General features: G+C 46.7%; 9 protein-coding genes. 7 read left to right on the top strand and 2 right to left on the bottom strand.

Annotated features, from left to right (window positions below):
* Positions 1 to 274: 274 nt before the first annotated feature.
* Positions 275 to 1162: a helix-turn-helix transcriptional regulator gene (locus FHS17_RS18500; RefSeq protein ID WP_167279898.1), complete on the bottom strand. Its 888-nt coding sequence runs from the start codon at positions 1160 to 1162 to the stop codon at positions 275 to 277.
* Between the two features lie 166 nt (positions 1163 to 1328).
* Here FHS17_RS18500 and yicI point away from each other — a divergent pair, with 166 nt between their 5' ends.
* The gene (gene yicI / locus FHS17_RS18505; protein WP_167279899.1) at positions 1329 to 3641 is read left to right on the top strand and encodes an alpha-xylosidase; all 2313 of its coding nucleotides are present in this window, start codon (positions 1329 to 1331) and stop codon (positions 3639 to 3641) included.
* A 119-nt stretch (positions 3642 to 3760) separates the two neighbouring features.
* Here yicI and FHS17_RS18510 read toward each other — a convergent pair whose 3' ends face one another.
* Complete coding sequence (locus FHS17_RS18510) at positions 3761 to 6574, bottom strand: glycoside hydrolase family 3 protein (RefSeq protein WP_167279900.1); 2814 nt, start codon at positions 6572 to 6574, stop codon at positions 3761 to 3763.
* Positions 6575 to 6743: 169 nt separating this feature from the next.
* On the opposite strand from FHS17_RS18510, the gene FHS17_RS18515 reads away from it, so the two are divergent.
* From FHS17_RS18515 to FHS17_RS18540, 6 genes are all read left to right on the top strand, one after another.
* Complete coding sequence (locus FHS17_RS18515; RefSeq protein WP_167279901.1) at positions 6744 to 8534, top strand: sensor histidine kinase; 1791 nt, start codon at positions 6744 to 6746, stop codon at positions 8532 to 8534.
* Positions 8527 to 10050 carry a response regulator transcription factor gene (locus FHS17_RS18520; RefSeq protein WP_167279902.1) on the top strand — a complete coding sequence of 508 codons (1524 nt, stop codon included), beginning with the start codon at positions 8527 to 8529 and terminating at the stop codon, positions 10048 to 10050. Before FHS17_RS18515 ends, FHS17_RS18520 begins: the two co-directional genes overlap by 8 nt.
* 158 nt (positions 10051 to 10208) lie before the next feature.
* Positions 10209 to 11171 (top strand): ABC transporter permease, encoded by a 963-nt coding sequence (locus FHS17_RS18525; RefSeq protein ID WP_167279903.1) that lies wholly within the window; start codon positions 10209 to 10211, stop codon positions 11169 to 11171.
* Between the two features lie 14 nt (positions 11172 to 11185).
* Positions 11186 to 12094, top strand: a complete 909-nt coding sequence (locus tag FHS17_RS18530) for a carbohydrate ABC transporter permease (protein ID WP_167279904.1) — start codon at positions 11186 to 11188, stop codon at positions 12092 to 12094.
* Between the two features lie 79 nt (positions 12095 to 12173).
* On the top strand, positions 12174 to 13895 hold the full coding sequence (locus FHS17_RS18535; protein WP_167279905.1) for an ABC transporter substrate-binding protein: 1722 nt from the start codon (positions 12174 to 12176) through the stop codon (positions 13893 to 13895).
* Positions 13896 to 13967: 72 nt separating this feature from the next.
* Entirely contained in the window at positions 13968 to 16331 is a 2364-nt protein-coding gene (locus FHS17_RS18540) for a glycoside hydrolase family 95 protein (protein WP_167279906.1), read from the top strand.
* Positions 16332 to 16357 lie beyond the last annotated feature (26 nt).

A 16357-nucleotide genomic window follows, 5' to 3' on the forward strand; every position in this document is an offset into this window, starting at 1 on the left:
TAATTCAAGAATAAAAGGATCGAAAAGCCCATCGCTTTTCGATCCTTTTTTATGTTCCGAACATCCTAGATCTTATAACCGAATATTAGGGATAGTTCATTGCATGGCACTCTTCTACTATGGATTTAAGCGTTTACAACCGGAAGGGGAGTTTACGGTATATATCGGTGGTAACTCCAAGGAAGTGCAAGGTGCACTGTTCGAATTAATGGAATAGGAATAGGTCAAGCCGATCCATCAGGATCGGCTCTTTTTATTTGGACCAATAAATGAATTATGAACGCTGTCCCTCAGTTCGGCTTCGGTACTGCCGCGGCGTACAGCCGTAACGCTGGCGGAACACGGTATTGAAATAACTAAGGCTGTTAAACCCTACATCAAGGGCAACCTCCATAATTTTCGCATCGGACTGCCGAAGGCGATTGGCCGCCAGTTGTACGCGGTAATTATTCATGTATTCGATTGGACTTTTTGTTGTTATCCGTTTGAAAAATCGGCAAAAATAAGATTCGCTCATTCGCGCAAGCTCAGCAAGCTTTTGCAAGGGGATAGGATCGGCGTAATGCTGCTCGATATATTCGATTACAGTCTTTAGCCTTTCAATCCGATACCCTTCCTGCTCAGGCTTTGCCCGGGCAGCCGTTCCGCCGAGGTTGATCAGCCTAGATATAATGCCATACAGCAATCCTTTAATCGTAAGCTCCGGAGCCATTAGACTCATACGATTAACGGCAAACAGTTGATCCAACAGGATCAATAAATCATACATGTTTCCAGGCTCTCGCCGCAGATGAACAGGTACATCATATCTTCTCTCCAATACAGGAGAAATATAACGGTCAAATAAATAATCAATTGATCCGCTGTTGAACAAGCTGGAATGAAACACGACAGCGGAGAAGGAGCATGGCTGATCTCCAACAACATACCCTGAGTGCAATTCCCCTGAATTTACGAAGATCGCTTCGCCGGTCTGAAGCTCGTAATCATTCATATCGACGCGAAATACAGCCCTTCCTTCCGTCACCATCAGAAGCTCCAGTTCATCATGCCAATGCAGGTCGAGCAGTGGTGCATCCGGTGGGCAAGTGATGTCATACAAGCTTACCGGATAGATCGGATTGCCATGTTTTCGCGCTTCTTTTAGTCTTGATTTATCCATTTATAAGAACTCCTAACGATTCGGACGACAAATGTCAAAATCGTGATAATAATGGGCAATATTTAGGCAGAGTTAAACAAGATAAGACAATATTATTATAACATAACCGCTTACAAGGTACGAGAAGCTACTAAGTGGGCAAACTTATGCTGGGAGGTTCAATTCAATGAAATTTACAGATGGTTATTGGCAAATTCGCGAAGGCGTAGAGATGCAGCATCCGGTAGATGTACGTGAAGTGAAAGAAAAGAACGGCAAGCTGACAGCTTACTGTGCAACGAAGCCGATTAATATTAAAGGGGATACGCTGAACGGCACCCTGCTGACAGCTGAGATCAGTTCTCCGATTCCAGACGTTATCAAAGTACGCTGGATCCATCATGCGGGCGTTAAACAAATTGGCCCAGAGTTTGAAATTAACGAAGATGCTAACCATAACGTTACTGTTGAAAGTGACGAGCAGTACACAATCCTGACAAGCGGCGGCCTGCAGGCTCGCATTCGCAAATCGCCATCATGGGGCCTGGAGTTCCACCAGAATGGCCGTAAGATGACAGGCACAGCGCATAAAGCCGCTGCATATGTGAAAGACGAAGGTAAAGCTTACTTCCGCGAAATGCTTGATCTTGGTGTTGGCGAGCAAGTATACGGACTTGGCGAGCGCTTTACGCCGTTCGTCAAGAACGGGCAAGTTGTAGACTCCTGGAATGAGGATGGTGGTACAAGCTCTGAGCAAGCTTACAAAAACGTACCTTTCTATCTGTCCAGCGCAGGCTATGGCGTATTCGTTAACCATCCGGAACGCGTATCATTTGAAGTAGGTTCTGAAGTTGTATCGAAGGTAGGCTTCAGCGTACCAGGCGAGTATCTGGAATACTTCATCGTTGGTGGTAAAACATTGAAGGACGTTCTTGACAACTACACGAAGCTGACTGGTAAGCCAGCATTGCCGCCGGCATGGTCGTTTGGTCTTTGGCTGACTACGTCCTTCACAACGGATTATGATGAAGCGACAGTTAACAGCTTTATCGAAGGAATGGCAGAGCGTAATATTCCGCTTCACGTCTTCCATTTCGACTGCTTCTGGATGAAAGAATATGAATGGTGTAACTTCGAGTGGGATGCAGATATGTTCCCGGATCCAGTAGGTATGCTTCGCCGCTTGAAAGAGCGCGGACTTCGTATTTGCGTATGGATCAACTCCTACATCGCTCAGAAATCGCCATTGTTCCAAGAAGGTATGGAGAACGGCTACCTCGTTCGCACGAAAGATGGAAGCGTATGGCAATGGGACAAATGGCAAGCGGGGATGGGCCTTGTTGACTTCACGAACCCGGATGCCGTGAAATGGTTCAAAGGCCATCTGAAACGTCTGATGGACATGGGCGTTGATTGCTTCAAAACAGACTTCGGCGAGCGGATTCCAACGGATGTTGTTTACTTCGATGGCTCTGATCCGATGAAGATGCACAACTATTACACACAGTTGTATAACAAAGCGGTATTTGAAGTGCTTGAGGAAAACCGTGGTAAAAGCGAAGCCATGCTGTTTGCACGCTCGGCTACTGCCGGCGGTCAACAATATCCAGTTCACTGGGGCGGCGATTGCTCTGCGAACTATGACTCGATGGCGGAATCCCTCCGCGGCGGTCTGTCGCTTGGTCTTTCCGGCTTTGGCTTCTGGAGCCATGATATTAGCGGCTTCGAACGGACAGCACCACCAGACATCTACAAACGTTGGGTTGCCTTTGGTATGCTCAGTTCGCATAGCCGTCTGCACGGCAATGAATCGTACCGTGTACCTTGGCTGTTCGACGAAGAGTCCGTTGATGTGCTTCGTTACTTCACCGAGCTTAAGAGCAGCTTGATGCCATACCTGTTCAATCATGCGGTTGAAGCAACGGAGAAAGGACTGCCAATGATGCGTGCGATGGTTCTGGAGTTCCCTGAGGACCCAACTACTCATTATTTGGACCGTCAATACATGCTGGGTGAAAACCTGCTTGTTGCTCCAATCTTCAATACTGAAGGTACGGTTAAATACTATGTACCAGCAGGCAAATGGACAAGCTTGATCGATGGCACTACAGTTGAAGGCGGCAAATGGGTAGAAGAGCATCACGGTTACAGCTCGATTCCATTGCTTGTTCGTCCAAACACGCTTCTTGCGATTGGCAGCGACAACCAAAAGCCTGACTACGACTATGCAGATAACGTTACGCTGCACCTGTTCGAGCTTGAAGACGGTGCAACAGCTACTGCCGTTATCCATGATCTGAGCGGTAAGCCGCAAGCAACTGCAACAGCTGTTCGTACAGGAAGCACAATCGAGATCAGCTATGAAGGCACAGGCAAGCCATGGCATGTTGTTCTGCGCGGTATCGAGCAAGCAGCTTCAGTTGAAGGTGCAGGCACACAAACAAGCCAAGAAGGTTTGAAGCTTACGCCTCATGGACAAAAGATTATTGTTAACCTGTAATTGAATCACGACCAGCCGCTTACTCAATAGAGTAAGCGGCTGTTTGCGAATTCGCTTTATTCGTATAAAAAAGCCCGGAAGGCTTAAGGCTCACGCCTTTCACACTTCCGGACTCCATATTATTTACCGAAACGGAACCAGCCAAGCTTGGTTTCACCTTCGCCTTGTACAACCAGATACACGCTGTGGTGACCGGCGGCTTGCTCAATAGAGCAGGATGCCGTCTGCCAATTCGCTGTACCAGCTTGCAATGTGCAGCTTCCGGTCGATGGACCATCTGGCGCATCCAATCTAATCTCAATGGTTACGGCGCTAACTGCCTGTGCTCTTACTTCAAAGAAGCAGACTTCTTCGCCAAACACGGCATCATCGTAACGGAGCCATGCACCGGAAGCTGTAGTTGCAGCGCTGTCGCCGCCTTCTGTGTTGTCGCTGATGATAACATTGGAATAGTCATCATAGTTCACTGCAGCAGTTACTTGGCACAGATCACGAGGTGGGATCGTTTCGCCAGCAACACTTAATGTTCCTTCCAAGCGGATATCGCCGGAGGATGCACCAACGAGGAACGCATAATTACCTTGCTCGACGCACATTTTGTTTCGTGTTACGTCCCAGAATGCCAGCTCGGAACGGTCCAGCTCGAAGCGGACTTCAGTCGATTGACCAGCAGCCAAAGCCATTCTCTCGAACGATTGCAGCTGTCTGAGCGGACGTTTAACACGTGAATCAAGAGCTCTCGTATAAAGCTGGACAACCTCTTCGCCGTCCACATCGCTGACATTCGTTACACGGAAGTTTACCGTAATCGAATCAGCGGACTGTTCAACGTTAAGAGCTTCATATTGGAATCGGCTGTACGACAAGCCGTGACCAAATGGATAAAGTGGTTTGCCTGCAAAGTACTGATAAGTGCGTTCGCTTTTAATAATATCGTAGTCCATAAACTCGCCAAGCTGATCCGTTGATTCATACCAGGTCATGTTTACGCGTCCTGCAGGATTGTAGTCGCCGAATAAGACATCTGCAAGTGCACGGCCAAGCTCTTGACCTGCGTGTGACATATAGAGGATTGCTGGAATGTTTTGTTGAACCCAAGGTATCGCAAATGGATAGCTGCCAACAATAACTACAACCGTATTTGGATTCGCGGCATGCACTTCACGAATCAATTTTTCTTGATAAGCAGCAAGTGTTAAGTCAGGACGGTCAATGGTTTCTTTGCCGTTAATGAGCGGGTGGTTACCTACAACAACGACAGCAACCTCAGCATGACGGGCAGCTTCTACAGCTTCCTCAAGGCCGTCGGTTTCTTTTACTACTGCGAATGGATCGGCAATAATAGCATCGCCGTCTTGTACTTCAAGAGCACCGGTCTCGGCGTTAACCGTAACAGGACGGTTGTTCCAAGTGGTGAAGGTTACAACATTCTCATCTTGCTGAGGGCGAACATGGAACACTTCTTTCGTGAACCATTCCCAAATATGCTCAGAGGATGCTGTCACTTTCTCATCATCCGTTGATAAATACAGCTTGTTGTTCTCCGCAACGATCGTATGGCTGTCCCAGCCCCAGTCCGTTGTCTCGAACAAATCTGCTGAGCTGGATGCTTGTGAATTAGCAGCAAGTGGATTATTCTCGCCATCTGTGACCGTTATGAAGCGGCCATTTTTAAGTGATTTCAGCTTTACACGATTGCTTGCGGTAGCAAGGCTTACGGTTTGCTCAGGACCATTCATTTTGGCTTTAATGCCTTCAAATGGTGTAATGGCATATGGCATCAAGCCGCTGTACCAATCGCGGTATACAATGCCGGCAAGCGGGCCGATAACCGCAACCTTGGACAATTTATCCGACTGCAGCGGCAGGATGCCGTCATTTTTAAGCAGCACAATGCTTTTACGGACCGAATCCAGTGCAAGCTCAGCATGTTCAGGCTTCATAATAACGGAATCATCAATCGCCGCATAAGGGTTGCGGGATGCAGGATCAAATTCGCCAAGGCGGAACCGGACACGGAACGTATTGCGAAGCGCGATATCCAGGTCGTTCTCCGTTAACATGCCATCTGTAAGGGCGTCACGGATAGCTTGCTTCGAGATCGGATGATCATCGGTAATACTGTCTACACCAGCTTTGATGGTCAGGGCTACAGCTTCCTTATACGTATCCACGTATTTATGATCATTCACTGTGCCAAGTACATCGCCCGCATCACTGACAACAAAACCGTTCATGCCCCATTCCCGTTTGACGATTGTATTTACGTCAGTATTAAGGTTGGCAGGGACACCATTCACAGAGTTGTAAGCCGTCATCATCGACAGTGCTCCACCTTCTTTGAATGGAATTTCGAAGGCTTTCAAATAGTATTCATGCTTGTTGCGTGGATCCAGGCTGACGGAGCATTCACCGCGGTTAATCTCGTTGTTGTTGCCGATAAAATGCTTAAGCGAAGCGACTGCTTTCACATAGAAAGGATGGTCGCCTTGAATACCTTGAGTGATTGCAGCTGACAGCTTGCCAGTCAGATGTGGGTCCTCACCGTAAGCCTCTTCGGTACGGCCCCAGCGCGGGTCACGTTCCATATCGACAGTAGGCGCCCATAAGGTCAGACCGTTATGTGTAGGATTCTGGTGATAGAAGCCGCGGGCTTCATCGCCAATCACGCTGCCGATTTGTTTCAATAAATCTTTGTCCCATGTACAAGCAAGACCAATTGGCTGAGGGAATGTAGTTGCTTCGCCAAGCCATGCCATACCGTGTGCAGCTTCGGTTCCGTGCTTGTATGCTTTGACGCCAAGATGTGTGATCTCGTCCTGGTATTGGCACATCAGATTGATTTTTTCCTCGAGTGTAAATCGATTAACCAAATCATTAACACGCTGCTCAAGTGGCAGGTCGGGGTTTTGGAATGGATAATTCTGAGTCATTAAAAAGGTCAGCTCCTTTAAATTGTAAGGGGTTTCAACGATTCTAACATGCGGGAGTTCCAGTTCATACCCGAACAATTGGAGATAAAATCCCTGTACAATTAGCGTTTAAACGCCTAGAATGTAAACGCAATCAAATTTTCTGTTCTGGTGACAGGGGGCTGGCAAGATGTTTCATATGTTCTCACACCTGCTTAATAATGTGAAACTGAGAACAAAGCTCATCCTATCCTGTATCGTAGTCCTCTTCATTCCAATTCTCATTGTTGGCGTGTTCCTGACTAACGAGCTGCGCAATATGGCGCTGGATAATGCGATGGAGCAGACACATACAAACGTACAACGCGTAAAAGCAAGAACGACTGAGCTGATGAATGTCGCTTATGACAGTGCCTATCGTTTGGAAAATAACGGACGGCTGGAGACCGTTACGAACCGCCGTTATGAATCCACCTATGAAGTGGTAGCCGCTTACCGGGAGTACACCGACTTCAATGAGATCCGCCAGCAGCATGATGAAGTGGCGAATATCCGGTTCTATATGGAGAATCCAACGATGCTCAATAACTGGGACTTTATCCAGCCGGACAAGTCCATTAAGGAAGCGGCTTGGTATAAGAACGCATTGACACCCGGAAGTGGGGTAAACTGGTATTACCTTGAAGACGAGCGGGATAAACGGAATTATCTGAGTCTGGTGCGCGAGATTATTTTTGCAGACAACAATACAAGTGGTGTCCTCGTCATTACTTTAAATATGTCGATGATGAACAGTATCTTGAATCAGGAGTCCTTTGAGACCATGATTGTTGATGATAATAACCAGATTGTTGCGGCTAACAGGACAGGGAGAACCGGTAAAACGCTGCAGGAAATTGATTTCGAGCAAAGTATTGTACAGGAGAAAAGCGGCATGTACTCGGCGGATATCGACGGCCAAGCTTCTCGCGTACTGATTGAGCCTCTTGTACCGGAATCAAGCGGCAACACGCTTCGGATCATCTCGGTCTTCTCTGTAGATACCATCGTGAAGGATGCCAATCACATTAAATCATTGGCGTTTACGGTTATTTCAATCAGTTTGATTATCGCTATATTTCTCATTATCGGGGTATCCACCATTATTACGAAGAGGATGCTTCGGTTAAGCAAGCATATTACGAAGGTTGCGACAGGCAAGCTGGATATCGTGATGGAAATTGACGGCAAGGATGAGATTGGCCAGTTATCCCGGCAATTTAACTCCATGGTATCGAGCATTAATGGTCTGGTAGAAGAAGTGCAGGAAACGAACAAGATGAAGAACCTGCTTGAATCCAAGCAAAATGAAATCAAGCTGAAAATGATGGCGAGCCAGATTAATCCCCATTTCCTGTTTAATGCGCTGGAATCGATCCGGATGAAAGCTCATTTGAAAGGGGAAAAGGAGATTTCCCAAGTTGTCCGTCTGCTCGGCAAGCTGATGCGGCGTAGTATTGAGGTGACGCAGCGCATGACCTACCTTGCTGACGAGATGGATATTGTCCGTTGTTATTTGGATATTCAGAAATTCAGATACGAGGATCGTTTATCCTACGAGCTTCATATCGATCCGATTGTGGAGAAAGTATCGATTCCACCTCTGATCATTCAACCGCTGGTTGAGAATGCCGTAATTCATGGCTTTGAGAATAAGGCGGAGGGTGGCGTTGTGATCGTTCGCGCAACTAGTGAAGGTGATCTTGTCCGGATCGAAGTGATTGATAATGGGGCAGGAATGACGCAGGAGAAAATCGATAGTGTAGCTGACCAATTAAGCGAAACGGAAGACGCTGAGAACAATAGAATTGGACTACGTAATGTTCATCTTCGGCTGCAGTTGACCTACGGCCAAGAGCATGGCCTTCAATTCGAGAGCGAACCAGGTATAGGGACAAAGGTTTCCTTTACCTTACCTTTTGGGGAGGATTTATATGTATAAAGTATTACTAGTAGACGATGAACCGATGATCCGCGAAGGTCTTCGCACCTTGCTCGAATGGGAGAGCCTTGGCTACGAGGTTGTAGATACGGCAGCTAACGGAAAAGATGCTCTTCGCAAATGCGAGCAGTATGAGCTGGATCTCATTATTGCCGATATCCGAATGCCGGAGATGAACGGGCTTGAGCTGATCAGGACCATTCGAGAAAATGGCGGCAATATGCATGTGCTGATTTTAAGTGGTTATGCAGATTTCGAATATGCCAAGCAGGCTATTGTCCAGCGTATTGATGGCTATTTACTTAAGCCCGTAGATGAGGATGAGCTGATTGACTATTTGAATTCCTTGAAGAAAGAGCTGGATATCGAATATGAAACGCGGCAGAAACAGCAGGATATGCGTCAAGGGAATGTAGAGGAGGATTTGAAGCAGCTCCTTGCTCAAGGCAGTTTAGGCAATGTGTCACAGCTGCAAACATCCCTTGATTGGAAGGAGTACGAACTGCTCCTGATTAAAACGCATGAACGAAGTGAAGAGGATATGGCAGGACATGCCCAGATCAAGCGCAGACTCTCCGAACGGGTTGAGCAATCCGGGGCAGGACTGGCCATTGGGATGGAGCCTTACATGCTAATCTTGTTGAACAAAAGCCTGGACAATGAGGCCTTCTGTCGTGATGTGTATGCGATTATTGCCGATGCCTGTGAAGAGCATGCTTCTGACTTTACGGTCGTGTCAGGCGGTAAGGCAGCTGCTGGTATAGCTGATCTCCCAGGTGCTTATCAGAAAGCGCTGGAACGGATGAAGTTTAGGTTCTTCCTGGAAGGCGGTAAGATCATGCAGGAGGATATTCTGCAGCCTGTAAGCATCTACGAAACCAAACTTGACTGGACGGGGACTGCAGAGAAACTGTATCTGGCTCTTGAAATTGTGAATAGGGATGCTATCCGACAGCTCATCGAAGAGTCCGCCGAAGCGATGAAGGCGATGGGATTTGGAGAAGCTGAGATTAAGGCTGCTTTTGTAGAATTGGTATCGGTTGTTCTCGATAAGCTTGCTTCCAAGCGCCCGGAGCTTCCGGTCCGTGAATACCGTCTACGGATTCCTGAGCTGTACCGTGAATACCGATTCAACTCCCTTACTAGACGGGTCACCGCGATTATCGAAGAGATTGCTGATTCCCTTGATAATACTTCGGCGGACAAGCAAATCAAGCGTATGATCGATCTCATTCACCGGAATTATAAAGAGAACCTCAAAATGGAGACGCTTGCCGAACTATTTAATTACAACAGTGCTTATCTCGGCAAGCTGTTTAAACAGGTTACAGGGGAAAACTTCAACACGTATCTGGATAAAGTACGAATGGAACAAGCGAAAATATTACTTGAGCAAGGGCTTAAGGTCTATCAAGTCGCGGAGATGGTTGGTTATGCAAACGTCGACTATTTCCACAGCAAATTCCGCAAGTATGTAGGTTCTTCACCGTCTGTTTACAAGAAGAAAGAATCCTAGAACGAACGCATGTTTTTCTCTCCCCTGAGAAAAACATGCGTTTTTTAGTGATTGAATCCGCTTACACTAATTTTTATATGATTTTATGCCAAATCCTTTGGGTACCGGAATCTGCCATGAATCCGTTATCATAAATGCATAAGGCAGGAGGGATACCGATGAAAGCGGTCACAACTAGCGTTCAACAGCAGACGCGCAAGTTAAAGAGAGAGAGAAATTTTTGGAGAACAGCTATCCGTAACAAATACTTATACATGATGTCGTTGCCTTTCATAATCTGGGTATTCGTATTTAGTTATTATCCATTATGGGGCTGGACAATGGCCTTCCAGAAGTACAAGCCAGCCAAATCATTTGGCGAGCAGGATTGGGTAGGCTTCGATCAATTTAAAACGCTCTTCCAGGATGATACATTCTACTTAGTTATGCGAAATACACTTGCGATGAGTTTTATGGGGATTATTGCAGGCTTCGCAGTACCGATTATATTCGCAGTCTTACTTAATGAAGTTCGGAGTATGGCGTTCAAACGGTTCGCCCAAACGATCTCATATTTGCCTCACTTTGTATCCTGGGTCGTTGTTGCGGGCATCGTGACTAAGATGCTGTCCGCTGATCATGGCACAGTCAATGAGATTCTCATGTGGCTTGGGCTCATCGATCAACCGATTCAGTTTTTAGCACATGGCCATTACTTCTGGGGAATCATAACAATCTCTGATGTGTGGAAAGAGATGGGCTGGAATACGATCATCTATCTCGCAGCCATTGCAGGCATCAGCCAAGAAATGTACGAAGCAGCAAGAGTAGATGGAGCAAATCGTATTAAACAGATATGGCACATTACTTTGCCAGGTATTCGTTCAACGATTGTCATCCTGCTAATTATGTCGATTGGTCACTTGATTCAAATCGGCTTCGAGAAGCAGTTCCTGCTCGGCAACAATCTCGTTCGTGATTACTCACAAGTCCTTGACTTGTATGCACTTGAATATGGATTGCAATTGAGTCGTTATTCGTTTGGTACAGCGGTTAATATTTTCAACTCGGTTGTTAGTATCATCCTGCTGTTTACCGCTAATGGATTGTTCAAAAAAATTACTAAAGAAAGCATCATGTAAGGGGGAGTGCAACCATGAAAACAAAAGGACTATTGGGCGGCGCGCCTCTGTCAGACCGGCTACTAAGTGTAATCGTATATGTATTCGTGATTTTCGTTATGATCGCCACTTTGTATCCGTTCCTGAACGTGTTTGCTCTTTCATTCAATGATTCTGTAGACAGTGTAAGAGGCGGTATTACGATCTTCCCACGTGACTTCACTTGGGAAAACTATAAAGTTATTTTCTCCTTCAGCGGCTTGATTACCGGATTCAAGATTTCCGTACTCCGGACAGTAGCTGGTACGGTGGTTGGTCTGATCAGTGCCTCCATGCTCGCGTTTACGCTGAGCCGGCCGGATTTCCAGGGACGTAAATTCGTCTCGGTCTTCCTGGCACTGACCATGTATGTATCAGGCGGATTAATTCCAGTCTACTTCCTGATTCGTGACCTGCACATGATGAATACATTCTGGGTGTATATCCTTCCAGGTCTCGTAAGTGCCTTTAACGTATTCGTTATCCGTTCCTTTATGGATGGAATCCCGTTTGCCCTGCAAGAGTCTGCCAAGCTTGATGGTGCAAATGATTTCACAATCTATTGGCGCATTATTCTTCCAATGTCGAAGCCGGCGCTTGCAACAATCGCATTGTTCCTGGCCGTTGGACAATGGAATTCCTGGTTCGATACCTATCTGTACAACGGTTCGAGCGAAGCCTTAACAACCTTGCAGTTCGAACTGATGAAAGTACTGCAAAGTACGACATCAGGTAATAACGTGGACATCCATAATTCGAACATGACACAAATGATGTCTACTGTCTCGCCTGAATCCGTAAAAATGGCGATTACCATCGTCGTTACCGTTCCAATCCTGCTGGTCTATCCTTTCTTGCAAAGGTATTTCGTCAAAGGGATGACATTAGGCGCCGTAAAAGGTTGATCTAATGATTAGAAGTGGTATTCCTGGGGAAACCCGTTAATACAATATGGATTTCATAAATATATAGGAGGGTTATTTTATGAATCAAATCAGCAAGTGGTCAAGCCTCGCATTATCAACTACATTGGTTGCAGGTTTGCTGGCTGGATGCGGCAGCAATAACAATAATGAAGACAATGCAGCTAGCCCAGACACAAGCAGCAATACAGGCACGGAGTCGGCTGCACCAGAAGATACTTCGCCGCTCACATTGACGTATTACAGTGAAGATCCATCACCGAACTGGGCGAACATGCAGGACGAAATCGGTAAAAACCTTACAGAGAAAACAGGTATTACTCTTGATGCAGAATTCGCAGTAGGTGATGCGGTTCAAAAATCGTCCCTGATCGCGGCAAGTGGTGAATATCCGGATCTGATCAGCGCTAAACAAAGTATCGCCAAATTTGTTGACGCTGGCGCTGTACTCGATTTGACTGATCTTATTGATAAATATGCTCCAAACCTGAAAAAGCTGTTTGAAGGTAATATGAGCCGTCTTCGTTACAGCGATGATGACCATGCGATTTATGTCATTCCATCGTATAACGGTATTGGACAGGAATACTTCAACGCTGGCGGCGGCTTTGAGCTGCAGCACCGTGTTGTAAAAGAGCTGGGCTACCCACAAATCCGTACAGTCGCAGACTATGAGAAAGCGATTAAAGACTATCTTGCTCTTCATCCAAAAGATGAGAATGGCAACCCGAATATCGGTCTGACACTGAATGCTGATGACTGGCATATGTACATCTCGGTAACAAACCCAGCATTCCTTGCAACTGGCGGTTCGGATGATGGCGAGTTTAACATCAATGTGGATACACAAGAAGTAACGTACCACTTCCGTCGTCCAGAAGAGAAAGAATACTTCAAATGGCTGAACCATATGAACGCTGAAGGCTTGCTCGATCCAGAAAGCTTCGTTCAAAAATACGATCAATACAAAGCGAAAATCGCTTCGGGCCGTGTTCTTGGCTTGATTGACCAAGATTGGGATTATGGCGACGGCGAGAAAGCTCTGAAAGCAGAAGGCAAATTCGAGTATGGCTATGGCCACTATCCGGTTACAATGTCTGAAGACATCAAAGAAGCATCGTTCTGGCCAACAGGCTTCATGGCGGGCAGCGGTGTAGCGATCTCCGTAGACAATCCGGATCCTGTTCGTACAATTAAATTCCTTGACTACCTTGCTTCCGATGAAGGCCAAGTGCTTATGAACTGGGGTATTGAAGGCAAGCATTACAATGTCGTTGATGGCAAACGCGTTATTCCACAAGAAGTTAACGATCGCAAAATCAATGACGCAACAAACTTCACTAAAGAAACAGGCATTGGTCTTTACAACCTGCTGAGCGGCCACTACGGTGACGGCGTAAAAGATCCAAGCGGCAACTACTACACAACAAACTTCCCAGAGCAAATCGAAGCTGGCTTTAACGATGTAGAGAAAGAAGTTCTTAAAGCATACAATTCGACAACTTGGAAAGATCTGTTCCCTAAAGAAGAAGAGTTCAAAATTAAGCCTTGGGGTGCAGCTTGGAACATTCCAGTTCCTGGCGATAGTGAAGCAGTAGTTATCGAGAAGAAACTGACTGATATTACTTGGAAACGTATTCCTGAAGTAATCTTGGCTAAACCAGCAGACTTTGATAAAATTTGGGATGCATACCAACAAGAGTTGGTTAAGGCTGATGTAGAAAAAGCAGAAAGCATCCGTGAAGATCTGGTTAAAGCACGCGTTAAATTGTGGAACGAATAATACGGTTGTAACGATGAGAGAGCCCGATTAATGCGGGCTCTCTTTGGCATCGTAATGGATGGAGGATGAACGATGGGCGGAGAGATAGTGAAGGATTGGAAGCTTTGGTATGAGCAACCTGCGGCAGTATGGGAAGAAGCGCTGCCGATTGGGAATGGACGTATCGGCGGGATGGTATTTGGCGGTACAGATACGGAACAGATATTGTTGAATGAAGACACCTTATGGGCTGGTTTTCCACGAGATCAGATTAACTATGAAGCTCAACGTTATTTGGCTAAAGCACGGCAGCTCATATTTTCCGGGAAATATGAAGAAGCTGAGGCGTTAATTGAATCGACCATGCAAGGGCGAGATGTAGAGCCGTATTTGCCGCTTGGAGGTCTGTCGATTATTCGGCTTGAGGATTCGGATATTGCTTTATCGGATTATCGTCGTGAGCTTCAACTGAATGATGGGATTGCATCTGTTAGCTATCGTGATGGGGAAGTAGAGGTTCGTGGTGAATATTTCGTTAGTACGCCAGATCAGGTGCTGATAGTGAGATACAAAGCTTCTGAAGGTACGATGAACCGTGATCTTGCTTTGGATTCGCTGCTTCACTATCGGATTGAGCAGGCTGAAGATGACGTATTGTGGCTCATTGGACAAGCACCAAGCCATGTGGCAGGTAATTATCATAAAGATCATCCTCTGGATGTTCTCTATGAGGACGAACTTGGACTGCCGTTTGAAATCCGCCTTCAAGTGGAGACAGATGGGTCATTAAGTAACAGTGAGAGCGTTCTGCAAGTTCGTAATGCCACTTACTTTAATGTGTATTTGGCTGGAGAAACAGGTTACGCAGGCTACAACATGTCTCCTGATCATAAAGCATGCTCAGTACGTTGTACTGATCGGCTTCAAGCTGCTGCTGCACTTGGATTTGAGGCCCTTCGCGAACGTCATACAGCGGATCATCGTGCACTGTTTGACCGAGTATCCTTTTCTTTAACAGAAGTGGAGTCAGAAGACGATAAGCCAACTGATCAGAGACTGACTGATTACCAGGCAACTAAAAATGATCCGCATTTGGAAGCGCTATATTTCCATTACGGCAGATATTTGCTGATGGGAAGCTCAAGGCCGGGTACACAGCCAGCTAATCTTCAAGGCATATGGAATCCTCATGTTTCGCCGCCGTGGCATAGTGACTACACGATAAACATCAATACACAGATGAACTACTGGCCAGCGGAAGTATGTAATTTAAGCGAATGTCATGAGCCGCTCTTTACAATGCTGGAAGAGATGAGCGTGGTTGGCTCCCGTACAGCGAGAATCCATTATGGTAGCCGGGGTTGGACAGCGCATCATAATGTAGACTTGTGGCGGATGACGACACCAACTGGAGGAAGTGCAAGCTGGGCATTCTGGCCTCTAGGTGGAGCATGGCTTGTCCGGCAGGTATGGGAAAGCTACTTGTATAACATGGACAAAGTATTCCTGGGTGAAAAAGCATATCCGCTTCTGAAAGGTGCGGCATTGTTCTGTCTGGATTGGTTGGTTGATGGTCCAAATGGAGATCTGGTTACGAATCCTTCCACATCACCGGAGAATAAGTTCCTAACTGCTGATGGTGAGGCATGTAGTGTATCGTTTGGATCCACGATGGATATCGCCATTATCCGAGACTTGTTCCAGAACTGTCTAGAAGCAATTAATGTGCTTGAAGTCGACGAGTCAACGTTCCGTGATGAGCTTCTTGCCGCGCTTGATCGACTGCCTGCCTATAAGATTGGTCGTCACGGCCAGCTGCAAGAATGGTACGAGGATTTCGATGAGAGTGAACCGGGTCACCGGCATGTCTCCCATCTGTATGGTGTGTACCCAGGCAACGAAATTAATGAAGGTACGCCAGAGCTGCTCGCCGCAGTTATTGCTTCCTTGGACCGCAGGCTTGCCAATGGCGGCGGGCATACCGGCTGGAGCTGTGCATGGCTGCTTAATTTGTTCGCCCGCTTGAAAGATGAGAAACAGGCATATGGTGCTGTTCAGACCCTGCTTGCAAGATCAACGTACCCGAATTTGCTTGACGCCCATCCACCGTTCCAGATCGATGGAAACTTCGGCGGCAGTGCCGGCATGGCTGAGCTGCTGCTGCAAAGCCATTTGGGCGAAATTGAGCTGCTGCCTTCTTTGCCAGCTGCATGGGAAGCTGGTCAAATCAATGGCTTGAAGGCAAGAGGTGGATATATCGTTGGAATTCAGTGGGCAGACGGCAAGCTGAAGCAGGCTGTTATTGAGGCGAAGAAAAGCGGCTCATGCAAGATCCGATATACCGAGTCCGTGCAGGTTGAGGATGATCAAGGCACTACGATTGCCCTATTAGATGGAAGGTTTGAAGCGGAAGAAGGGCGCACCTACTTCGTAACTTTGACTTCTGCTGTTTTCTAGAAAAATAGGTGTCACCTCTTAGATGA

This window comes from Paenibacillus lupini (assembly GCF_011761355.1).
GTDB lineage: Bacteria > Bacillota > Bacilli > Paenibacillales > Paenibacillaceae > Pristimantibacillus > Pristimantibacillus lupini.